The organism is Pseudoalteromonas sp. NZS71 (assembly GCF_015864715.1).
In the GTDB taxonomy this organism is placed as follows: domain Bacteria; phylum Pseudomonadota; class Gammaproteobacteria; order Enterobacterales; family Alteromonadaceae; genus Pseudoalteromonas; species Pseudoalteromonas arctica.
Genome location: NZ_JADYWS010000014.1, coordinates 1 through 20,420, shown reverse-complemented (window position 1 = coordinate 20,420; position 20,420 = coordinate 1). Strand labels below are relative to the sequence as shown.

23 protein-coding genes, 2 tRNA genes and 1 pseudogene are annotated in these 20,420 nt (G+C 38.3%); 16 read left to right on the top strand and 10 right to left on the bottom strand.

Going from position 1 to position 20,420, the window contains the following annotated elements; genetic code table 11:
- The first annotated feature begins 101 nt into the window (after positions 1-101).
- Complete coding sequence (locus tag I6E85_RS10735) at positions 102-665, top strand: hypothetical protein (RefSeq protein ID WP_231621046.1); 564 nt, start codon at positions 102-104, stop codon at positions 663-665.
- 223 nt (positions 666-888) lie between these two features.
- On the opposite strand, the gene I6E85_RS10730 is transcribed toward I6E85_RS10735, so the two are convergent.
- Together I6E85_RS10730 and I6E85_RS10725 are read right to left on the bottom strand one after the other, a co-directional pair.
- Positions 889-979: transfer RNA gene (locus tag I6E85_RS10730), tRNA-Ser, on the bottom strand.
- Between the two features lie 83 nt (positions 980-1,062).
- Positions 1,063-1,153: transfer RNA gene (locus I6E85_RS10725), tRNA-Ser, on the bottom strand.
- A gap of 251 nt (positions 1,154-1,404) precedes the next feature.
- Between I6E85_RS10725 and I6E85_RS10720 the strand changes: the two genes are divergently transcribed.
- Genes I6E85_RS10720 through I6E85_RS10690 form a run of 7 tightly spaced genes read left to right on the top strand, consistent with a single transcriptional unit; the run spans position 1,405 to position 4,544 of the window.
- Entirely contained in the window at positions 1,405-2,070 is a 666-nt protein-coding gene (locus tag I6E85_RS10720; protein ID WP_008133668.1) for a Bax inhibitor-1/YccA family protein, read from the top strand.
- Between the two features lie 55 nt (positions 2,071-2,125).
- Positions 2,126-2,479, top strand: a complete 354-nt coding sequence (gene tusD, locus I6E85_RS10715; RefSeq protein WP_024596911.1) for a sulfurtransferase complex subunit TusD — start codon at positions 2,126-2,128, stop codon at positions 2,477-2,479.
- Positions 2,476-2,832, top strand: coding sequence for a sulfurtransferase complex subunit TusC (gene tusC / locus I6E85_RS10710; protein WP_002962696.1), 357 nt, complete (start codon positions 2,476-2,478; stop codon positions 2,830-2,832). Before tusD ends, tusC begins: the two co-directional genes overlap by 4 nt.
- On the top strand, positions 2,829-3,095 hold the full coding sequence (locus tag I6E85_RS10705; RefSeq protein ID WP_008133664.1) for a DsrH/TusB family sulfur metabolism protein: 267 nt from the start codon (positions 2,829-2,831) through the stop codon (positions 3,093-3,095). Before tusC ends, I6E85_RS10705 begins: the two co-directional genes overlap by 4 nt.
- A 3-nt stretch (positions 3,096-3,098) precedes the next feature.
- Positions 3,099-3,428 (top strand): TusE/DsrC/DsvC family sulfur relay protein, encoded by a 330-nt coding sequence (locus I6E85_RS10700; protein ID WP_007375712.1) that lies wholly within the window; start codon positions 3,099-3,101, stop codon positions 3,426-3,428.
- The gene (locus tag I6E85_RS10695) at positions 3,428-4,114 is read left to right on the top strand and encodes a pseudouridine synthase (RefSeq protein ID WP_197236946.1); all 687 of its coding nucleotides are present in this window, start codon (positions 3,428-3,430) and stop codon (positions 4,112-4,114) included. The genes I6E85_RS10700 and I6E85_RS10695 overlap by 1 nt, the downstream gene beginning before the upstream one ends.
- Complete coding sequence (locus I6E85_RS10690; protein ID WP_024600509.1) at positions 4,107-4,544, top strand: NUDIX hydrolase; 438 nt, start codon at positions 4,107-4,109, stop codon at positions 4,542-4,544. Before I6E85_RS10695 ends, I6E85_RS10690 begins: the two co-directional genes overlap by 8 nt.
- 1 nt (position 4,545) lies before the next feature.
- On the opposite strand, the gene I6E85_RS10685 is transcribed toward I6E85_RS10690, so the two are convergent.
- Entirely contained in the window at positions 4,546-5,817 is a 1,272-nt protein-coding gene (locus I6E85_RS10685; RefSeq protein ID WP_197236945.1) for a sensor domain-containing diguanylate cyclase, read from the bottom strand.
- A 361-nt stretch (positions 5,818-6,178) separates the two neighbouring features.
- On the opposite strand from I6E85_RS10685, the gene mnmA reads away from it, so the two are divergent.
- From mnmA to I6E85_RS10660, 5 genes are all read left to right on the top strand, one after another.
- Complete coding sequence (gene mnmA / locus I6E85_RS10680) at positions 6,179-7,279, top strand: tRNA 2-thiouridine(34) synthase MnmA (protein WP_002962705.1); 1,101 nt, start codon at positions 6,179-6,181, stop codon at positions 7,277-7,279.
- Positions 7,279-7,881, top strand: coding sequence for a high frequency lysogenization protein HflD (gene hflD / locus I6E85_RS10675; RefSeq protein ID WP_033028400.1), 603 nt, complete (start codon positions 7,279-7,281; stop codon positions 7,879-7,881). Before mnmA ends, hflD begins: the two co-directional genes overlap by 1 nt.
- Positions 7,882-7,912: 31 nt before the next feature.
- A complete protein-coding gene (gene purB / locus I6E85_RS10670) occupies positions 7,913-9,283 on the top strand; it encodes an adenylosuccinate lyase (RefSeq protein WP_002962710.1) in 1,371 nt (456 codons plus the stop codon).
- Between the two features lie 88 nt (positions 9,284-9,371).
- Complete coding sequence (locus I6E85_RS10665) at positions 9,372-10,529, top strand: cupin domain-containing protein (protein ID WP_197236944.1); 1,158 nt, start codon at positions 9,372-9,374, stop codon at positions 10,527-10,529.
- Positions 10,530-10,683: 154 nt separating this feature from the next.
- Positions 10,684-11,142, top strand: coding sequence for a GNAT family N-acetyltransferase (locus tag I6E85_RS10660; protein ID WP_010552647.1), 459 nt, complete (start codon positions 10,684-10,686; stop codon positions 11,140-11,142).
- Positions 11,143-11,204: 62 nt separating this feature from the next.
- On the opposite strand, the gene I6E85_RS10655 is transcribed toward I6E85_RS10660, so the two are convergent.
- The 3 genes from I6E85_RS10655 to I6E85_RS10645 form a co-directional block, all read right to left on the bottom strand.
- Positions 11,205-11,651: a DUF4826 family protein gene (locus I6E85_RS10655; protein ID WP_007580192.1), complete on the bottom strand. Its 447-nt coding sequence runs from the start codon at positions 11,649-11,651 to the stop codon at positions 11,205-11,207.
- A 117-nt stretch (positions 11,652-11,768) separates the two neighbouring features.
- On the bottom strand, positions 11,769-13,172 hold the full coding sequence (locus tag I6E85_RS10650; RefSeq protein ID WP_101216239.1) for a M28 family peptidase: 1,404 nt from the start codon (positions 13,170-13,172) through the stop codon (positions 11,769-11,771).
- A 118-nt stretch (positions 13,173-13,290) separates the two neighbouring features.
- A complete protein-coding gene (locus I6E85_RS10645) occupies positions 13,291-13,683 on the bottom strand; it encodes a hypothetical protein (protein ID WP_024589167.1) in 393 nt (130 codons plus the stop codon).
- Positions 13,684-13,832: 149 nt separating this feature from the next.
- Here I6E85_RS10645 and I6E85_RS10640 point away from each other — a divergent pair, with 149 nt between their 5' ends.
- A complete protein-coding gene (locus I6E85_RS10640) occupies positions 13,833-14,630 on the top strand; it encodes a hypothetical protein (RefSeq protein WP_197236943.1) in 798 nt (265 codons plus the stop codon).
- 6 nt (positions 14,631-14,636) lie between these two features.
- Here the strand turns inward: I6E85_RS10640 and I6E85_RS10635 are convergent, their stop codons facing one another.
- Positions 14,637-15,104 carry a GFA family protein gene (locus I6E85_RS10635; protein ID WP_231619910.1) on the bottom strand — a complete coding sequence of 156 codons (468 nt, stop codon included), beginning with the start codon at positions 15,102-15,104 and terminating at the stop codon, positions 14,637-14,639.
- Between the two features lie 450 nt (positions 15,105-15,554).
- Here I6E85_RS10635 and I6E85_RS10630 point away from each other — a divergent pair, with 450 nt between their 5' ends.
- Both I6E85_RS10630 and I6E85_RS10625 read left to right on the top strand, forming a co-directional pair.
- A complete protein-coding gene (locus I6E85_RS10630; RefSeq protein ID WP_165743154.1) occupies positions 15,555-16,391 on the top strand; it encodes a hypothetical protein in 837 nt (278 codons plus the stop codon).
- A 150-nt stretch (positions 16,392-16,541) separates the two neighbouring features.
- Entirely contained in the window at positions 16,542-18,389 is a 1,848-nt protein-coding gene (locus I6E85_RS10625; protein WP_197236942.1) for an ABC transporter ATP-binding protein, read from the top strand.
- A 130-nt stretch (positions 18,390-18,519) separates the two neighbouring features.
- Here the strand turns inward: I6E85_RS10625 and I6E85_RS10620 are convergent, their stop codons facing one another.
- The 3 genes and pseudogenes from I6E85_RS10620 to I6E85_RS20990 form a co-directional block, all read right to left on the bottom strand.
- Positions 18,520-18,939 (bottom strand): MAPEG family protein, encoded by a 420-nt coding sequence (locus tag I6E85_RS10620; RefSeq protein WP_197192773.1) that lies wholly within the window; start codon positions 18,937-18,939, stop codon positions 18,520-18,522.
- A gap of 189 nt (positions 18,940-19,128) precedes the next feature.
- Positions 19,129-20,265, bottom strand: a complete 1,137-nt coding sequence (locus I6E85_RS10615) for a GGDEF domain-containing protein (RefSeq protein WP_231621045.1) — start codon at positions 20,263-20,265, stop codon at positions 19,129-19,131.
- Positions 20,262-20,420: pseudogene (locus I6E85_RS20990) on the bottom strand (IS3 family transposase); the annotation flags it as partial. The gene I6E85_RS10615 and the pseudogene I6E85_RS20990, both read right to left, overlap by 4 nt.

Sequence of the window (20,420 nt, the reverse complement as noted above, 5' to 3'; positions counted from 1 at the left end):
ATAATTTGAAAAAGAGTTTGCTCTGAATACTACTGCTTATGTGTTTGAATTTTGCTTGCTCTGATATTTTGCGCCCCACCACTGACCTGAGGAATACTATAATGCCCAGACCAATAAAGCCCAAAACACTTTACCACTCAACATTTAAACTTATTTTTAAGCTCCCGCTTATTGCGATACTAACACTATGCGGGCCGTCCGCTTTTGCAGGCGATGGACCATGGCCGTCGTTTACAGCGACAACACTAAATGGCGAAAAAGTAGACAGCAACAAACTGATAGGTCAACCAACACTGCTCATACTTACGCCGTCTCGTAATGCCGCAAAATCTACTCGGGAGTGGGTTAACACATTACGTTCAAAAATCGATCATGATAAATATCGGATTCGGGACGTCCTGGCTGTCAATTTACCATTCTTTATGTCGGAAGAGGATGCCATTGGTCGGGCAAAAGAAAAAGTACCGCAACGCTACCACGATCAAACTTGGATTCTGAACTCACAGGTCATGGAAGAAGCGTTAGGTGTGCCCTCAGATAGTGATGAAGCAGTCATTGTTGTTTTGGATAAGAACGGTGATCTGATATCGCAGGTTCATGGTAAAGTTACAACAATCCGAATGAATGAGATCACCAATGCCTTGCAGAGCCTCGCAAGTAGCTAACAACTCCACTACTGACCATTAACGTATCAAATAAAATCGTTCAGTAGTTTAGCGCGTGATTTAATTCGTTGAATTGCTTAAATACTTATGCAAATTGGTATAACATTTCAATTAAACGATATGTTCTCTTTTGAGTTTTAGAATGAATCTCAAGCATGAGCAAGTGCAGTACTTTTTTTTGAACACAAAAAAGCCCGCTAAATTAGCGGGCTATTTTGTTATATGGTGGAGAGATAGGGATTTGAACCCTAGATGGGCTATAAACCCATGCCGGTTTTCAAGACCGGTGCATTCGACCACTCTGCCATCTCTCCGATACTGCTAAGTTAAAAGTAAGAGTGTACTAATAACTATTTAAATGAATGATAATTTAATTACCACACACTTATTAAATAAGTGGTGGAGAGATAGGGATTTGAACCCTAGATGGGCTATAAACCCATGCCGGTTTTCAAGACCGGTGCATTCGACCACTCTGCCATCTCTCCGCACGGCCTGCATAATAGGGAAACCCATCCCTTTTGTGAAGCTTTTTTTTTAATTAATTGTTTAAGTGCTTAAAAAACAATTAATTTGTCTAAAGTTAGAACAAAGTGTTTTTAATTTAGCCATCAATACTCTTTTATTTAAATATTTAACTCTATTGATCTACAAAGGTTTGCCCAAACATATAAGAGTTGGTAATCTAATTTTAGTTAAATTATCGAAACACACACGTTTCACTTAAAGGAGCTCTACAATGGCGTTTAATCAATCGTACAATACCGCGAAACCGGTAATGTCTACCATTGAAACAAACAAGGTACTTAAAAACACCTACTTTTTACTAGCTATGACACTTGCATTCAGTGCTGTTACAGCCGGTATTTCAATGGCACTACAATTACCTTACTTTATGGGAATTGTGTTTACACTCGTTTCGTTCGGTTTATTATTTGTTGTAAATAAAAAAGCAGATACAGCATCTGGTGTATTTTGGGTGTTTGCTTTCACAGGTTTAATGGGGGCAGGCTTAGGTCCATTGCTTAACCATTATGCTGCATTACCTAATGGCCCAATGCTTATTATGCAAGCCTTAGGTTCTACAGCGCTTATCTTTTTTGGTTTATCTGCTTATGCACTAAATACTAAAAAAGACTTCTCATTCATGGGTGGCTTTTTAACTGTTGGCTTAATCGTTGTGATTGTAGCAAGCATAGTTAATATTTTTATTGGCAGTTCATTGATGTTTATGGTGCTTAATGCAGCAGTTGTACTGATTATGTCTGGTTTGATTTTATTTGATACAAGCCGAATCATAAACGGTGGTGAAACTAACTACATTCGTGCAACTGTGTCTTTATACCTAAGCGTATATAACTTATTTACTTCTTTGCTTGCTCTACTTGGCGCAAGTGATGACTAATTAAATAGTTCTGTTAAAATAGCCCCTTTATTGGGGCTTTTTTATTGGAATTGTTTTGGCACGCTTTGTTCTTTCATTACATACACCACCATCCGATCACGATACCACGCAACGCATAGTTAAATTTGCGAATGCATGTTTAGCCCAAGGGCACACCATTGATGCTATTTTTTTATACCAGCAAGGTATTTATCATGCATCTACCCACTTTGATTTATCCTCAGACGAACTTCAAATTTCAGCACTTTGGCAGCAACTCGCTGATCAAAAACTAAATTTAATGCTGTGTGTTACCGCCGCGCAAAAGCGCGGGTTGGATATTAAAAACACAGGTGTATTTAAAGTCGCAGGGTTAGCTGAATTTGCAATGCTTGCAAGCGACGCAGATAAATGGGTGCAATTTAAATGATAAACGTATTAGTAATGAGTCAGTGCAGCCCATTTGACGATTTAAATATTCGTGATGCACTTGATATGACATTGATATTTGCTGCTGTTGACCAAAATGTAAGTTGGTTGTTTAGCGGCCCCGCCGTTTTAGCTTTAAAAAAGCATCAACAACCAAACAATATTGGCTTAAAAGACTTTTTTAAAAATATTAAAACACTCGAAATATATGATGTTGAAAACATTTTCGTGTGTGAAAAATCATTGCTTGATTATGGTTTAAATAAACATGATTTACTCATAGAAGCAAAAGCTCTTAACTTTAGTCAACAACAAACACTAATTAAAGCGCAGCAACATGTGGTGAACCTATGAGTACGTTACATATATTTTCAAAGCCGCTTAACTATTACTCGGCAAATCAGCTAGAGAACTTAATTTTATCAGGCGATAAGGTACTACTTGTTGGTGATGCCTGCTTTGCAAAAAAACAATTTAGACAATTTGCAGATACACTGTTAATACTTGAACAAGACGCGCAAGTACGTGCAATAAAATTAGCAGATAACGATAAAGCAATTAGCTATGAAGACTTTGTGGCACTCACTTTATCAACTAATCAATCAATTACGTGGTAACTCATGCTTGAATTTAACAACCAACAGATTGAAACCGACAAACAAGGCTACTTGCTCGACCATACTTTATGGTCAAAGGAGCTGGCGCCTGTAATTGCTACTCAAGAAAACATCACACTTAGTGAGCAACACTGGGAAGTCATTAATTTTGTTCGTGATTTTTACATTGAATATAACACCAGCCCAGCAATTAGAATGCTTGTAAAAGCAATGGCTAAAGCACTCGGTGAAGATAAAGGTAATAGCCTTTATTTATATAAATTATTTCCTAAAGGCCCAGCCAAGCAAGCAACAAAAATTGCCGGATTACCAAAACCAGCTAGGTGCATATAATGAGAGCTAAATCAGACAATAATCAAGCAACACAAGCCAAGCCAAAAAGAAGTACTGGGCGTACTTATTCACGCAGTGCACTTAACAAAACGCCATCTGGTAAAAGAGAAATAAAGCCGCAAATAGCATCTAAAGACAGAAAAATTGTGTTATTCAACAAGCCGTTTGATGTGCTATGCCAATTTACAGATGACGCAGACAGAAAAACGCTTGCTGAATTTATCCCTATTAAAGAAGTTTACGCAGCAGGAAGGTTAGACAGAGACAGTGAAGGTTTATTGCTTTTAACAAACTGTGGAAAATTACAAAACACCTTAACTGCTCCTGATAAAAAAACGAATAAAACCTACTGGGCACAAGTTGAGGGTGAACCAACGAGTGAATCAATTAATGATTTATGTAATGGCGTAGAACTTAAAGACGGGCTTACACTCCCCGCTAACGTTAAAATAATTGATGAGCCAACAATTTGGGCGCGTACCCCGCCTGTACGCGAGCGAAAAGCAATCCCGACCACTTGGCTAAGTATTACCATTAATGAAGGTAAAAACAGACAAGTTCGTCGAATGACCGCGCATATTGGCCACCCTACACTTCGCCTCATCCGCTATAGCATTGGCAACTATACGTTGGATGATATTAATTGTGGTGAATACAAAGTAATTAAGGGCGTAGTTGATGCATAAACCGCATGTCACGGTTGCAGCAATAGTAAAAAAGCAAAACGAGTTTTTACTTGTAAAAGAGCGAGATAAATTTACAAAGCAAATTTGTTACAATCAACCTGCGGGTCATTTAGAGCAAAATGAGACACTTGCACAAGCTGCAAGCAGAGAGCTACTAGAAGAAACAGGCTTAACGCTTGAGCCTATTGGGTTTTTAGGTGTTTATAATTTGCATGCCGATAACGCAGTGCACTATTTGCGATTCTGCTTTTTATTTGAAGCGCCTAATAATATAAAAGCACCAACACCAATGGATTCCGACATCATCAGCGCTAGCTGGTATACATTAGAGCAAATAAAATCATTACCTCTTAGAAGCCCTTTAGTGCTCAAGTGCATTAACGACAGCTTGAATCGACCACCGTTAAGCTTAGAAACTATTTATAATTGATTTACTCTGAGCTTAGCGCTATACAATTACGTCCTTGTTTTTTAGCATAATAAAGGGCGTTATCAGCGGCTTTAACAAAGCTGACTTCATTACTATTTGTATAGTTGCTAATGGTATTAATGCCCATACTTATAGATAAAAATCCGGTAAAGCTATCCTGGTGAGCAATAGCTAAGCTTTCTACAGCCTTTTGTATTTGCTCTGCTATAAACAGCGCTCCTTGCCTATCTGTTTGTGGAAGTAAAACAACAAATTCCTCTCCACCATAGCGCGCCACAAAATCTTCTGGGCGACTAACCGTTGAAGCAATTTTTTGAGCCACGTCATATAAGCACGTATCGCCCGCTACATGCCCATACCGATCATTAAATTGTTTAAAATGATCAATATCGATAATAATCATCGATAGCATGCCTTCGCATTCTTTTGCTCGTTCATACTCATGCGTTAGTTTTTCATCAAACCGACGCCTATTTGCAATTTTGGTTAATGCATCCAAAAAGGCCATATCCCTAAGTATATCCTCTGCTTCTAAACGCTCTGTTGCATCATTAAAAACAGCTAAAAACTCTTCACCTATATCAATCCCTGAAATTTCCATCATCACTTGCGAGCCATCACGACAAGAAACTCGATAGTTATTTGCGGGTATGTCGTTATTGTTATTTAGTGCCTTTTCAAGAGAGTCTTGCCACAGCTCTTTTGCAAGTGCTCTGTATTGGGGATCTGGATACGCTTTTTCCCACCATGATTTAAGATTTGGCACATCTTCTACTGTATAACCAAAAACATCTACAAAACGTTGATTAACTTTTAAAATATCACCCGTCTTGGCACATACATTACATACTGGCATTGGCAAAACGGTAAATAACCTAGCGTAGTGACTTATCTCATGTTTGCGCATAGGGTTTAGTGTACTTTGAGGTAAGTAACTCATTGGCATATCATTTTTTTCTATACTAAGCTTTTCTTCCATTTCTAAAGCGAAATACCACTCAAGCCACCAGTGCTCTACATGCTCAAGCACCTTTAAATCAACGTTCTTTTTAACTGTTGAACCTTTTATTAAGCTAAATAACTCATGTACATGGTTTGGCTCTTGGTAAATATGAGGGTTTTTGAGTTTTATTAACTCATAAAAAAGATGATAGGCTGATTTTTTAAACTCTGTCGTCTTGCTAGAAAGTAATTCGCTATCCACAAAATCAGATTTTTTTGTGTAATGCTCAACTAAAGAATTTATCTTGTTTATTTGATAGGCATAATTCATATATTCATTCCATTGACTATATTTCAAGCGGCTTTAAAGTGGTTTACAACCATATACCCACCACTATTTTATTTTTATTAAGTGTATATTTACCCTAGTAGTTTTGAAAGAAAATACTATTAATAAAACTCAATAACTACATGAATTATTCTATAGTCTTAATTTATTAGTAAAGATCACTTTAATATTACTAAAGTTAAAGCCTGATAATGCGTTTAAGTCTAGTTTGCTATTTGTTATACAAATAAAATAGTGACAAATTATGTCCTTTGCCGCCCTACGCTCTTTAAGCACAAACAAAATACATGCTATAATCGCGGCCTTTCCAAGTTAACAGCAATCTGTATAAGCGAAATTATTCATGAGCGAAAATAGTCACATTAAAGTCATTGTTGGCATGTCCGGCGGTGTTGATTCTTCTGTATCTGCATATTTATTACAACAACAGGGCTACCAAGTAGAAGGCCTGTTTATGAAGAACTGGGAAGAAGACGACAATGATGAGTACTGTGCCGCCGCTGATGACTTAAAAGATGCACAAGCCGTGTGCGACAAATTAGGCATTGAGCTTCACACAGTAAACTTTGCTGCTGAATATTGGGATAATGTATTTGAGTACTTTTTAGCAGAGTACAAAGCGGGTCGTACTCCAAACCCAGATATAATGTGTAATAAAGAAATTAAATTTAAAGCCTTTTTAGAATTTGCGGCTCAAGCACTCGGTGCTGACTTTATTGCAACCGGACACTACGTTCGCCGTGAACTTCGCGATGACAAATACGTAATGTGTCGCGGACTTGATAACAATAAAGATCAAAGCTACTTCTTATATACCCTAAGCCATGAACATATTGGCCAAACGTTATTCCCTGTAGGTGATATCGAAAAACCAGAAGTACGCCGCATAGCAGAAGAACAAGACCTAATCACTCACGATAAAAAAGACAGCACCGGAATTTGCTTTATCGGTGAGCGTAAATTTAAAGACTTCTTACAAAAGTTCTTACCAGCGCAACCTGGCGTTATCGAAGACACTGACGGTAACAATGTAGGCGAGCACGAAGGCTTAATGTACCACACACTTGGACAACGCAAAGGCTTGTTAATTGGTGGTATGAAGGAAGGTTCTGGCGAACCATGGTACGTAGTTGATAAAGATTTAGAACGTAACGTACTTGTTGTTGGCCAAGGCAAAGATCACCCTCGCCTATACAGTAATGGTCTTAATGCAAACCAATTACATTGGGTAGACCGCGTTGGCCCTAAAGGTACCACTCGCTGCACAGTTAAAACACGTTACCGCCAAGAAGACTTAAGCTGTACCCTCCTTGTAGGTGAAGACGGCATGGCTCGTGTATTATTTGATGAACCACAAAAAGCAGTTACGCCAGGTCAATCTGCTGTATTTTATGCAGAAGATGTGTGTTTAGGTGGTGGTATTATTGACTCGGTGATTAAGTAATGAATGAATACCAAGTCATGGCGCTTGCTGCCATGTGCCAGGTTGCTAAACAAGTTCAAAAAATTGCCCAATACGGCAGCAACAACGAACACGATTTAGAAATCTTACTTTCAAGTATTATTCAAACATCCCCTGAATCCCCAGAGGACGTTTATCAAGGTACAGATAACCTGCGTGATGGCTATAAAACATTAATGGCGCAGCTAACTGCTGGCGCTCAAAAAGATGTTGAAATAGTAAAGTACGTAGGTGGTTTAATGCAGCTTGAACGTGCACTAAATGCAAACGACAAGAGCTTAAACGAATTAGGCAAACGAATTGATGATATTCATCGTCGTTTAGATCATTTTGCTATTACCGACGAGAGCGTTGTTGCCGGCTTAGCAGATATATACTCGTCGGTGCTGAGCCCCCTTGGGCACCGAATACAGGTTTATGGTAAACCCGAGTTATTAAAACAGCAGCTCACTCAAAATAAAATCCGTGCGCTATTACTAGCCGGTGTTAGGAGTGCAGTATTATGGCGACAAATGGGCGGTAAACGCCGTCACTTTTTCTTTTCAAAAAGAAAAATACTCGCCATTGCTAAATCAAAAATTTAACTATCGTTCAAACTAAAATTTAGGAGTTATTATGGAGCTTTCAGCGTTAACGGCTATCTCGCCAGTGGATGGTCGCTACGGCAGCAAAACCACTGAACTACGCAGTATTTTCAGCGAATTTGGCTTAATTAAATACCGCGTAATTGTTGAAGTGCGTTGGTTGCAAGCGTTAGCTGCAGCAAGCGATATAAAAGAAGTACCTGCATTTAGCGAGCAAGCTAATGCACTACTTAACGCTATTGTAGATAACTTCAGCGAAGCTGATGCACAGCGCGTTAAAGACATTGAACGCACGACAAATCACGATGTTAAAGCGGTTGAATACCTACTAAAAGAAAAAGTCGCCGATAACAGTGAGCTTCACGCAATTAACGAATTTATTCACTTTGCTTGTACTTCAGAAGATATTAATAATCTATCTCATGGTTTAATGCTAAGCGAAGCGCGTAACAAGGTTTTGCTTCCTTATTGCGATGAACTTTTAAGCGCAATTAAAGAAAAAGCGATTGAGTACAAAGCAATTCCAATGATGACTCGTACGCACGGGCAACCAGCTACACCATCAACGATGGGTAAAGAGTTTGCTAACGTATACATGCGTTTAAAGCGTCAACGAGACCAAATTGCTCAAGTAGAAATGCTAGGTAAAGTTAACGGTGCTGTTGGTAACTACAATGCTCACCTTAGTGCATACCCAGATTACGACTGGCATACTCACGCAGATAAATTTGTATCAAGCTTAGGTTTAACACTTAACCCATTTACGACACAAATTGAACCGCATGACTATATTGCAGAGTTGTTTGACGCAATTGCACGTTTTAACACTATATTGCTCGATTTTGACCGTGACATGTGGGGCTACATTGCCCTTAATCACTTTAAGCAAAAAACAATTGCTGGCGAAATTGGCTCATCAACAATGCCGCATAAAGTTAACCCAATTGATTTTGAAAACTCAGAAGGTAACTTAGGTTTAGCAAACGCTATTTTTGCTCATCTTGCACAAAAATTACCAGTTTCTCGCTGGCAGCGTGACCTTACTGATTCAACCGTATTGCGTAACTTAGGTGTAGGTATGGGTTATGCGATTATTGCATACCAATCAACACTTAAAGGTGTGAGCAAGCTTGAAGTAAACGAGCAACGTTTAGCTGACGAGCTTGATCAAAACTGGGAATTGCTAGCCGAGCCGATTCAAACAGTTATGCGTAAATATGGTATTGAAAAGCCATACGAAAAACTTAAAGATTTAACACGCGGCAAACGTGTAAATCAAGAAATAATGGCTGACTTCATCGATGGTTTAGACCTTCCTGAGCACGCTAAAGTAGAAATGAAAAAACTAACACCTGCTAATTACATTGGTCGTGCTGTTGAGTTTATTGATGATTTAGTTTAAAAACTAAATTACTCTTTTAAAAAGCGAAAGGATCATCCTTTCGCTTTTTTTGTTTTAACCCCATTGCACTAACTAGTAGGCATAATGTATGTATCAATTAAAAATAAATAATTTGTCTGAGCAAGAGTTTTTAAGCCATTTTTGGCAAAAAAAGCCGCTTTTAATCAAACAAGGTTTTGCTAATTTTCAAGACCCGCTTGATGCTAATGAACTTGCCGGCCTAGCAATGGAAGAAAGCATAGAGTCACGTATTATCACCAATCATAAAAATGACTGGCAAACGCACCAAGGTCCATTTGAAGACTTTGAGCAGTTAACCGACGATCACTCTACTTTACTCGTGCAAGCAGTTGATCACTGGCATAGCGATGCTGCACAACTGCTAGAACCATTTAGGTTTATTCCCAACTGGCGCATAGATGATTTAATGATCAGCTATTCAACGCCTAATGGTGGTGTTGGTCCACATTTAGACCAATACGACGTATTTATTATTCAAGGCGAAGGTAAACGTCATTGGCGTGTAGGCCTGCCTGATCCAACACTTGAGCAGTTTGCTCAAAACAAAAAATTACTACAAGTTGAACCTTTTGAAGCCGTAATAGATTGCATATTAGAACCAGGCGATATTTTGTATATTCCACCAGGGTGCCCTCACGAAGGTTACGCTGTAGAAAATGCACTAAATTATTCAGTTGGTTTTAGGGCGCCAAATCAACAAGATTTATTGTCGAGCTTTGCCGATCATATTATTGATATCGAAAGCGGACAAAAACGTTATACCGATCACAACATCACACTCAGAAAATCAAAAGGTGAACTTACAAACCTTGAAGTTGATAAAGTTAAAACACTGATGGCGGCACTTTTAGAAAATGACGATTTATTTAAACAATGGTTAGGCTCAACGCTTAGTCAGCCCAAACATGAAATGGATTTAGCACCAGTAGAACCTCCATTTACACCTGAGCAAATACGTGATGATTTAAGTGATAAAGAAACTGTGTTTGAGCGTTTAGGTGGCACGCGTGCTATTTATCAGCAACTCGATACCGAAGTGTTATTAAGTGTAAACGGTGAAAATTACGCTATGCCATTAACTGACTTAGCGGCGGTAAAACTACTTACCGATAATACTGAATTTGAAAGTTCAGCATTAAATTTAACAAACCCAAGTTTAGTTTTTACTCAAACTTTTACTACACTTGTTAATGAGGGGCTCTGGTTTAATATAGACCAAGAGTAATAATACCAATTTTATTAATAATGGTGAGCATTTTGCAGCGTAAAATATTATGTATACAGGTTAGTTAAAAATTTTAATTTTCACCTGATATTGGCTTAAATAATTTTGCTGTGATTGCTTACTCATTTTAATTGGCTATCAATAGGAGTTTGCAATGGGCTATCTGGTTGATAAGGTTGAATGGGATATAAAAAAAGATATGCTACAAAAAATTCGAGAGCGAGTTTTTGTTTACGAGTTACATATCCCCAAGCACATCGAATTTGATAGCCTAGATAAAATTGCATTACATGTACTTGTTACAGACGATGCAAACTGCCCTATTGCAACAGGTCGGCTGTGTACAGATGGCTTAATCGGCAGAATAGCGGTATTACCCGAGCACCGTAATCGCAAAGTATATAAATCGCTTCTTAACTTTATTGTTGAATTAGCTTCCAACCAAGGTATAGAAGAAGTAAGCATTAATTGTATTTTAAATGAGGTAGAGCGTTTTAAGCGAAATGGCTTTATTCAGCAAGGAAATGTTTTTATGGAGGCGGGAATTCCTAGGCAACGTATGCAATGCTCTGTTTCGGCGTTTAATACAACTCCCTTCACACTTGTCCATTAGATAAAGAAAAGGGCAATAAATAAGCTATCACCCTCTACTTTTTTACTTAACCCAAACTGTAGTTACTTTGGTTCATTTGCCCATAGTGGTTCATTATCATACATTTCGTACAAGCCATGTGCTCTATTTATAAGTAAGTTAGCAAAATCTACCTGCGTTTTATCACGCGCGCCTGTACTCATAATTTGATCCGCTTTTAATTGCCACTGCAAAGAAAAATAACGCATTGCATCGCGAGCATCTGTAGCTGCACTTACTTCAGCATGATCTGTAGGTAAGCGCCCTGTTACTACCCAATATGTTTTACCGTTTTGCGCTTTAAATTTCCACATTGCACAAAGTGGTGCTAAAAATCGGCTGTCTTTATCAACTACTGATTTTGGCATAATGCCCTTTTCGGCTAAATGTTTTTGCGCTGCTTGAAAACATTCGCGTTGCCACTGCATTCTTTGCTCATCAGTTATAACTTGCTCTTTTGCTGTTAACGGCTTTTTTTCTTGTTGTTGCATTTTTAATAACCTTTTACTTCTTTTTTAACACTCTAAGGGCTTAGTAAATAAGGTGCAAGTATAAAACGGTCATTTGCACCTTAAAGCGCTCTGTTTGCTGTGTTTTTAGCCAAACTATTATTTTATATTGTGATCAAACGAACCTACATCACCCGGAAAAACTACTGGAGACTCAATACCGTCTTTACTAACAGAGGCTACACCAAAGTAATAATTATCAATCACTACGTTTTTAAGTGTGTACTGTGAAACCTTCCCAACGTATTTACTAAACTGCCATTGCGGCTCGCTCGTGTAACGCCAATAAATTTTATAGCCAGCAATATTTTCATCACTGCTTTGTTGCCATGAAAACGACGTATCAGCTGTAACAGCGCCCTTTATTTTAACTTCTTTTGGCGGTGCGGGTGCCCACGCCATAGACGCCATCGTTACCGCATTAAGTGAAGTTAACTTAGCCGTATAATCAAAATCAACACCTTCAATGGTATCGCCATACTCAACACCATTTTCAGTGCGTAAATCTTGATGCTGACGATCGTAGTGCTCGTTAGTTTCCATAATACGCACTGCTGCAAAACCTGCATCATTAAATGGGCGATGATGCCCACCACGACCAAATCTATCTAATCGATATACAAGCATTGTATCTAAATTAGGAATGTATCTGTCAGCGATAGTATCTATGTAGCGAGCTAAATTACGACTCGCAGAATCGACTTCACCACCTGTAAAGCGCCGAGTATTAGCTTGTTCTTTTGTTTCTACAACACGGGTACCTTCTGAAAATATACGTGCAGTCGTGTTATTAGTTACCCCATTAATACCGGTAATATTGCCAATCATATCGTTGTTTAAAACGCCATGAACTTGCCAGTTATGCTTTTGTGCATAAGCCGTTAATATTTTACCGCCAAACAAACCTTGCTCTTCGCCCGAAAGCGCCGCGTAAACTACCGAACCATTAAATTTGTATTTACTTAAAACACGAGCTGCTTCTATTACTCCTGCCACGCCCGATGCATTATCGTTAGCACCCGGTGAATCACTCGTAAAGTCCATAACATCACTTACACGTGAATCTATATCACCCGACATCATCACCATGCGATTCGGCTCGCTCGACCCACGTTGAATAGCCACTATGTTAACCACTTCAACAGGATTAGGAATGCGTTTTTCGCCCGATATAGTGTCCTTTACTTCAATAATTTCCAGACAACCACCACACTGCACAGATATTTTTTCAAATTCTTTTTTTATCCAACGCCTAGCCGCACCAATACCTCGCGTATCCGATTTAGTTTCTGAAAGCGTATGGCGAGTACCAAAATCCACCAGCGTTTGAATGTCACTACCGATACGGGTAGCCGACACTTCACTTGCTATATCGTGTAACTTTTGTTGGTCGGTATATTGTAATTGCGTTTCACCATGTGCTGATAATGCAAGTGTGCAAGCGCCTGCAATTGCAGTAAATTTGAGTAACGTTGTTGTGATTTTCAAAGGTGTTTTAAGCATCTATTAGCTCCTAATTATTATAGTGTAACCATTACTTAACTAAGATTTTATGGCAATACATTTGAGGTAGATGTAGAAAGGAGCACGCTAAAGCGCAGTTATAGTAATAGTTAGAGAGTTAATTGAGTCGTACAATCAACATAATACCGGTCATAGGAATTAACCCAAACATCCACAGCTTTATTCCTAAAATATATTTTTTAAAGCTCCCTTTATTTATACAAGATCTAACTCTACTTCTATAACCGTTAAAATCACCCAAAATTAAAAACACAATTCCAATTACGATTGCGTAAAATAAAGCACCAATAAGTAAAGGGTTTTGCTTAAAGGTACTGATTATTTTATCTAAGTAGTGAATGTCAAACGTCATAGCTAAAAGAAAGCTATATACAGTAGATATCATGGCTAACAATGCTGCAGCATTGATGGCTGTATTTTTATTTCTTGAGTCTAATTTTTTCATCCACTGAGCACACACAAAATGAACAGCGCAAATAAATGTTCTCATTTTCAATCCTTGAATAACGTCTAACTAATTAATTGCTAATACAATATTATATTTAGAGGTTAAATTACAAACCTTGTTACACAATAATCTATTTAAAAATGTGTTTTTCGTGGCACACTGTCATTGTGTATACATTAATAGTTTAAGTTATGCGTCAGCTAAAAGAAGATACAATTAAAAGTAACCTTATTGAGTCGCAGCAAAGTGCATACGGCCCCGTATGCGTGTATCAAAATAAAGAATACCGATGGTTAACGCTTGCACAAAAAACCAATGAAGACATAACAATTCAAGGCGTTATGAACCTTATACACCCTGAGCAAGTAATAGTACCTGTAAACCAGTGTATGATGTTATTTTTACTTAAACCGGTAGATACACTAAATATATTAAATTTAGGCTTGGGCACTGCAGGGTTTGAGCGAATTATGTATCACTTACAAAGTAATACGCCTTACATAAACACCATCAATACATTTAACACGGTAGAAATAAACCCAAGCATTGCCTTAATTGCTGCCCAGCACTTTAAGTTACCAATTAAGCACAGCACCTATTTACAATGCGCCGAGCAATATATTACCCAATGCTCTGATCACTTTAACGTAATCACTATCGATATTTTTAGTGGTGAATATCATCAGCCTTTTTTAACCAGCGATAGCTTTTGGCAAAATATAAATCGCTGCAGTGAGCAAAATACGCAAGTAATCATTAATTTAAACCCACAAACAGGCCAAGAGCTGCAAATGCTTTTAGTACTTTTAAGGCAACATTTTAAGTGCTTAGGGATAATAGAGTTTAACGAATACAAAAATATAGTGATCATACTAAGCCAGCAAACATTAATGCATATAAACGTTGATGAAATACAAAACTCACCGGTGTTTATAAACTTTGCGCCAGACCTTTATAAAAGTATTAACAGCATTTACCACATTGAATAAAACGCGTTACCGACCAGGTTCATGTTTTTCATAGCACGGTAAGCTTGTTTCTAGCTTCTCCCAGTTAGCTTTAGACGTAACAAAATTATGCGATAAAACCTGCTCAGTAATATCGCTATCAAATATTCCTAAACGAATTCGTATTCTGCTTTTGTCATCATTATTGCTACTATAAACCGGCGAGCCACAACATTTACAAAAGTAACGAGTACGCCCTACTTTAAAACTATACTCGCTAAGTAGTGCCTGCCCTTTGCTTATTGTAAAGTCATCTGTATTTACAAAGCCATTGGTTGCAAATGCAGTCCCGCTGTTTTTTCTGCACAGTGAACAATGACAATGAATAATAGTAGGGCGTGTTGTTCTTTGGTGGTTGAATTTGCAGCAGTGTGTTTGGTATTTAGGCAAGGCAGAGCCTATGATATGTGGTTGTTCCCCATACATAGGCGATAACGTAGCATAAAGACCAAACATGCGCTGCCCTTTGGGTTCTTTCTAGGGACGATTGACTCTTTGTTGCTCGGTTTTTACTTAGCCCACTAGGTTACAAACCTTGCGCCGCGATTAAATCGCCCCTAGATTGAACAAATTTCAATCCATAAAGAACAACACGCCCTAGTTATACTACCCGACACTTCAACGCTTACCTCACCGCACAAACACGAACCCGTATACATATAACATCCTAACTATTAAATTATTTTAAACTCAGCTGAAATTTGCTGAGTTGATTTAATGGATAAGTTTACTGGTTAATTTTTTGAATGGAATAATAATTTTTATATCTCCGCAATTCCCACGCCATACCTATTTTTTTAATGATTGACATAAAAACATTAAATTGGTTACATAACCTTTACTTTAAAGTTATAGCCAAAACAATAATTGGTTAACCAAAAAACCTAAACTTACTGAGAGCCAATTATGCATTGTAAACACATGTCACTTTTATGTTTGTTAAGCGCGTTAGCGTCGTGTTCAACCATTTCTAAAAACACATCGAGCGATTGGCTACTTATTGATGACTTTGAAAATTCACTTAGCAAGTGGCAAAGTGTCGATACGCAAAATGAAACTAAGCCACAGGTTAAAAACCCACAAATAACAGTTATACAATCAGAACAAGCAAACTCATCAACAAATCATTATTTACTAAAAAAGCCTGCGGCTGAGAGCATTGTAGGAAATCGTAAAGCGCTTTCTTATACAAAACTTCCACAAGCGGTTGAAGTTGGCGACACCTACACATTTTATATGCGTATAAACGTGGCTGCTTTTCCTAATAACCATGCTTTTGGATTAAGCAACCTTACGCCAGAGCTAATTAATAAACATGCGTACGATGCATTTGAGCCTACACTTCGCGTAACTGATAAAACAGAATCAAACGGGCTTGTAAACGATGGCGCATTAATGGTTAAAACCGACAGCGGGTATAGCAACATTCAAAACTACACTACCAAACAATCGGCCAAGCCACTGCAAACAAATACCTGGTACGACGTATGGTATGTTGTTAATAACGCAGCAGTCTCAGAGCAAGGTCAGCAATATGATGTTTACGTAAAAGGCGGTGAATTTAGCAAGCAAACACTGGTGTATAAAAATGCACAATTTAGAATGAAGCGCGAACAACCTCTTATATATTTTTTAGCAAACTGTAATACAGGCCCAATTAAAAAGCCTTACGGAAATGGTGGCCTCAGATATGACGATTTATACATGAGCAAAGGTACAAACCTAAATAACCCAATGCTATAAAAGTAAGTGAAGTGTTTTTAGGTGTTCTTTTATACATAAGTTTATATTAATAACGCTCTAGCATATTCACAATTAATACCTTACAAACCTGCATTTAAAAATACTTAAATGGTATAATAGCCACCATTATTTGCCATTTAAGTTTTTAAAATGTATCGATTATTTGAAAAAATGACAAAAGCATTTCCTGAGGATCAACCTACTCAGCCGCCTTCTACTTTATTTGCTTTTTGTCGTCACTACACCAAAGGAATGGAATTGTCGTTGGTGCTAATGTCAATCAGCGCCGCCATGCTCGCTATTTTAGAGGTTTCTTTATTTAGCTACATGGGCCAACTTGTTGATTGGTTAACGGCCTACACACCCGAAACCTTGTTTGTAGAGCAAAAATCAGAACTTATCAAAATGGCTGTCATGCTCTTACTGGTATTGCCCGTAGTCGTATTTTTTCATTCTGCTATTTTGCACCAAGCATTACTGGGCAATTACCCTATGTCGATTCGCTGGTTAGCGCATCGTTATTTACTGCGCCAAAGTGTGAGCTTTTATCAAAATGAGTTTGCAGGAAGAATAGCCACCAAAGTATTGCAAACCTCTTTAGCCGTTCGCGAAACAGTGACCAAACTACTCGATGTATTAATGTACATAGTGGTTTATTTTGGTTCAATGGTATTTTTAGTTGCCGAAGCTGATTGGCGCTTAATGATCCCTTTACTGGTTTGGTTAGTTTTATACATTTGCGTACAGCTTTATTTTGTACCGCGCCTTAAAAAAATTGCCAGCTCACAAGCCGATGCGCGCTCAGAAATGACCGGTCGAATTGTTGATAGCTACACAAATATTTCTACTATTAAATTGTTTTCGTATACCCAGCGTGAAGAGCAATACGCAAAACAAAGCATGGATGTATTTTTACAGCCTGTGTACAAACAAATGCGCTTGGTAACCAGCCTAAACTTTGTTATTCAAAGCTTAAATTATTTATTAGTATTTTCAGTTACCGCAGTATCACTTTATTTATGGTCGCTTAGTGCGATTAGCGCAGGTGCCATTGCAGTTGCTGTTAGTTTAGCGCTTAGATTAAACGGTATGGCGCAGTGGATCATGTGGGAAATAAGCAGCTTGTTCGAAAACATTGGCACCGTAGCCGATGGCATGAAAACACTGTCAAACCCTATTGAAGTTGCCGATAAACCAAATGCCGATACGCTTAACGTAAGCCAAGGTGCCATTGAGTTTAGCAACGTACACTTTAACTACGGAAAAGCTGCAAACGAGACTAATCGCAGCCCAGTAATGGACGGTTTAAACTTAAACATTAAGCCTGGCGAAAAAATTGGTTTAGTCGGCCGCTCTGGTGCAGGTAAATCAACACTTGTTAACTTGTTACTGCGTTTTTACGATACCGACTCAGGAACAATAAAAATTGATGGGCAAAACATCACAGATGTAAGCCAAGAAAGCCTACGCCGCTACATAGCGATGGTTACGCAAGATACGTCCCTGCTTCATCGCTCAGTAAAAGACAATATTTTGTATGGTCGCCCCGATGCAACGCAAGCTGAGATGATCAACGCCACCAAACAAGCCAAAGCACTTGAGTTTATAAACGACTTGGTAGATAGCAAAGGCAACAAAGGCTTTGATGCTCAAGTGGGCGAACGCGGTGTTACTCTTTCGGGCGGTCAGCGCCAACGTATTGCTATTGCACGTGTGCTACTTAAAAATGCACCCATACTTATACTCGACGAAGCCACCAGCGCACTCGACTCAGAAGTAGAAGCAGCAATTCAGGCAAGCCTTGATGATTTAATGACAGGCAAAACAGTAATCGCGATAGCGCATAGGCTCTCAACCATTGCACAAATGGACAGATTAATTGTACTTGATGACGGCGGCGTAGTTGAGCAAGGCACTCATGAAGAACTAATCGCTAAGGGCGGGATTTACGCAGCCCTGTGGACACATCAAACAGGCGGGTTTATAGGCGTCGATTAGCCATTAATATTACCTTACTGTAGACGTGGTTTATATTCTGCTGCTACCTAAACAAAAAAGCGAAGATGCCTTAAAGGCTCTTCGCTTTTTTGTTTAAAGTTATAAATAGAGTTTATAACTTTTTTATAAACTAAGAGATTAGTCTTAACCCTATCATTATCAGCATAACCACATTAGCAAGCACACCAATTAAGAAGAAGTAACTACGTGGGCTTGGGTTTTTCTCCGTTGCTATAGCGTAGTACAGCGCCATGTGAATTAAACGCGCAATTAAGTACACCCAAATACACATAGCAAAAATCGGGCTTTGATAATTAATTACAAACGCAAATAACACCGTACCTATAAATAATGCGCTGTTTTCAAGCGTATTATGAAACGTACGATGCGCTCTAAATATAAAGCTGCCGTGCGATAAATCCTCGTCAATTTTACCTGGTACAGCATTTGGCTCTTTAGCTTTGCTAAAAGTAGCCACAGCCCACTGTACAAGCAACATAATTAAATAGAGGTAAAAAGCCAAATAGGCCGAAAGTGCAACTTCAGTCATTACTAAATCCCTTATTTTGTTTTTTAACTTAGTTTAGAATGCAATTTTAAAGCCTAAGTTAATACACTGATATTTAAAGGGTTAATTTAATAAGCCTGATTACATGTGTAAGTAACTCACGACGTTGTATAAAGTTTACTTGTTATGATTTTAAAAATAACATCAAAACTGAGCTGTATACTGCTAGGTTTACTCCGATCTAAAAAGCTTAAACTCTTCAAACGCACAATCCCACAACACAACTTGATTACGACCCAAAGACTTAGCCTCATAAAGTGCTAAATCGGCCTGTTCAATTAACTCAGAAGGTGTTCTGGCTTTAAATTTAATAGACGTAACCCCAAAACTACACGTAACAGGAATATCATCAAATATCGCTTTTTCTACTTTAATACGAATAGCTTCAGCAATACGTATTGCTTGCTCTTGAGTCGTGTTGGGTAAAATAATACAAAATTCCTCGCCACCAAAACGGGCAACGCTATCGCTCGTACGTATATTGGCTTGTAAAAGACTGGCAACGCCACAAAGTACGGTGTCGCCAATGCTGTGCCCATAAGTATCGTTAACACTTTTAAAATGGTCAATATCGACCATTAAAATACAGTACTCTTCAATCTGAGGTAAATCCAAAAAGTCGCGATTCATAATCTCAAATAAAATACGGCGGTTATAACAATTGGTTAAAGGGTCTCGCGCGGCCAAATAGTCTAACTCTTCATTACGTTTTTTAGAGGCAATAAAGCTTCGATAAACCAATAAAACAATAGCTAAACAAGCGGCTAATAAAAATGCGAGCGCAATACTCGCGTATTTGTTTTTTGCAAGCTCTAGCTCTGATATAACCCTAGCTTGGCCTGATATTTCAATTTCATTGTTTTTCTTTTCAAGCTCAAGTTGATGGCGTTTTTCTTTTTCTCTTAATGTCTCCAGCTCTACTTCCATTTTATGCAAGTGCAAATGTGCTTTTTCAAGAGCAAGCTTACTTTCGTCTCTTTCGTATTGAATTATTTCGGTTAGGGCTATTTCTTCTTCCGCGTAACGAAGTGACTCATCTAAGCGTCCACGCTGTTTTTCTGCTATTCGAATTTCACGATAAGCGTATAGCATATGTAACTTATCATCTATTTCGGTTGATAAAGCGAGTGACCTTTTTAGTAAAGAAATCGCCTCATTTGTATCAATACCAATTAAAATCCCCGCAAGCGCTGTTAGCGACTTTATCTCATAAAGCTTACTGCCTGTTTCTCTGGCGAACGACAACGACTCTTTGTAATACTTTATAGCCTTGTTTTTATTCCCTTGGGCACGATATGTAGTGGTCAATAAAATTTGGCCACAGTTTTAGAATCTTGATATCTAACCTCAGATTCATTTGGCGCTAAACCGGCATTATAATGATGCGGCCTAACGTTGTTGTAATATCCGTTGATATAATCACTAACGCTATATTTAGCATCTATAAAATTTCCATATCCAAC

Coding starts and splice junctions, on each gene's coding strand:
- I6E85_RS10735 (WP_231621046.1), top strand. CDS start 102: ATGCCCAGACCAATAAAGCCCAAAACACTTTACCACTCAACATTTAAA.
- I6E85_RS10720 (WP_008133668.1), top strand. CDS start 1,405: ATGGCGTTTAATCAATCGTACAATACCGCGAAACCGGTAATGTCTACC.
- tusC (WP_002962696.1), top strand. CDS start 2,476: ATGATAAACGTATTAGTAATGAGTCAGTGCAGCCCATTTGACGATTTA.
- I6E85_RS10705 (WP_008133664.1), top strand. CDS start 2,829: ATGAGTACGTTACATATATTTTCAAAGCCGCTTAACTATTACTCGGCA.
- I6E85_RS10700 (WP_007375712.1), top strand. CDS start 3,099: ATGCTTGAATTTAACAACCAACAGATTGAAACCGACAAACAAGGCTAC.
- I6E85_RS10695 (WP_197236946.1), top strand. CDS start 3,428: ATGAGAGCTAAATCAGACAATAATCAAGCAACACAAGCCAAGCCAAAA.
- I6E85_RS10690 (WP_024600509.1), top strand. CDS start 4,107: ATGCATAAACCGCATGTCACGGTTGCAGCAATAGTAAAAAAGCAAAAC.
- I6E85_RS10685 (WP_197236945.1), bottom strand. CDS start 5,817: ATGAATTATGCCTATCAAATAAACAAGATAAATTCTTTAGTTGAGCAT.
- mnmA (WP_002962705.1), top strand. CDS start 6,179: ATGAGCGAAAATAGTCACATTAAAGTCATTGTTGGCATGTCCGGCGGT.
- hflD (WP_033028400.1), top strand. CDS start 7,279: ATGAATGAATACCAAGTCATGGCGCTTGCTGCCATGTGCCAGGTTGCT.
- purB (WP_002962710.1), top strand. CDS start 7,913: ATGGAGCTTTCAGCGTTAACGGCTATCTCGCCAGTGGATGGTCGCTAC.
- I6E85_RS10665 (WP_197236944.1), top strand. CDS start 9,372: ATGTATCAATTAAAAATAAATAATTTGTCTGAGCAAGAGTTTTTAAGC.
- I6E85_RS10660 (WP_010552647.1), top strand. CDS start 10,684: ATGGGCTATCTGGTTGATAAGGTTGAATGGGATATAAAAAAAGATATG.
- I6E85_RS10655 (WP_007580192.1), bottom strand. CDS start 11,651: ATGCAACAACAAGAAAAAAAGCCGTTAACAGCAAAAGAGCAAGTTATA.
- I6E85_RS10650 (WP_101216239.1), bottom strand. CDS start 13,172: ATGCTTAAAACACCTTTGAAAATCACAACAACGTTACTCAAATTTACT.
- I6E85_RS10645 (WP_024589167.1), bottom strand. CDS start 13,683: ATGAGAACATTTATTTGCGCTGTTCATTTTGTGTGTGCTCAGTGGATG.
- I6E85_RS10640 (WP_197236943.1), top strand. CDS start 13,833: ATGCGTCAGCTAAAAGAAGATACAATTAAAAGTAACCTTATTGAGTCG.
- I6E85_RS10635 (WP_231619910.1), bottom strand. CDS start 15,104: ATGTTTGGTCTTTATGCTACGTTATCGCCTATGTATGGGGAACAACCA.
- I6E85_RS10630 (WP_165743154.1), top strand. CDS start 15,555: ATGCATTGTAAACACATGTCACTTTTATGTTTGTTAAGCGCGTTAGCG.
- I6E85_RS10625 (WP_197236942.1), top strand. CDS start 16,542: ATGTATCGATTATTTGAAAAAATGACAAAAGCATTTCCTGAGGATCAA.
- I6E85_RS10620 (WP_197192773.1), bottom strand. CDS start 18,939: ATGACTGAAGTTGCACTTTCGGCCTATTTGGCTTTTTACCTCTATTTA.